Annotated in this window: 1 protein-coding gene; it reads right to left on the reverse strand. The window is 40.2% G+C overall.

From position 1 onward, the window contains the following. Positions 1-33: 33 nt before the first annotated feature. Positions 34-411, reverse strand: coding sequence for a helix-turn-helix domain-containing protein (locus HEN33_RS25440; RefSeq protein ID WP_059309243.1), 378 nt, complete (start codon positions 409-411; stop codon positions 34-36). Between the last annotated feature and the right edge of the window lie 101 nt (positions 412-512).

Here is a 512-nt window from a genome sequence, read left to right on the forward strand (position 1 = left end):
TGGAGCACCTCAAAAACACCATCATACACTAAATCAGTAAGTTGGCAGCATCACCGGAGTTTTCGGCCTCAAATCTTCCTTTTGTCCCTTCATCGAAAAATCAACCTCACTGTATTTTTTAATCCATTTGGATATGGTGTTAAAAGCAGGGATCCCATACTTCACTGCAGCTTCCCTTATAGAAAGAGAATTATCAATAACATCTCTGACCACATTCAATCTGAAGTTATCGTCATAACGTCTTTTTTGCCCAGTCAGTGTTTTTAATCCGTGCTTACGGTAAACATAAGCCCATTTCCTTACCGTGCTGGGGTCAATATTGTACATTTTTCCAACAGACTTCAAACTCAGCTCACCTTCCAGGTATTTTTCTGATACTTCCCTTTTGAATTCTAATGAAAATTTGCTCATACGCTCCTCAGTTACAGATCTGGTGTCTAACTATTGGGGCGCACTTCAAATAAGTAGTGGGAACCAAAGTGTCAGATATGCAGAAAAATGTGACTCCCGGC

This window comes from Escherichia sp. 94.0001 (assembly GCF_013369155.2).
GTDB lineage: Bacteria > Pseudomonadota > Gammaproteobacteria > Enterobacterales > Enterobacteriaceae > Escherichia > Escherichia coli_F.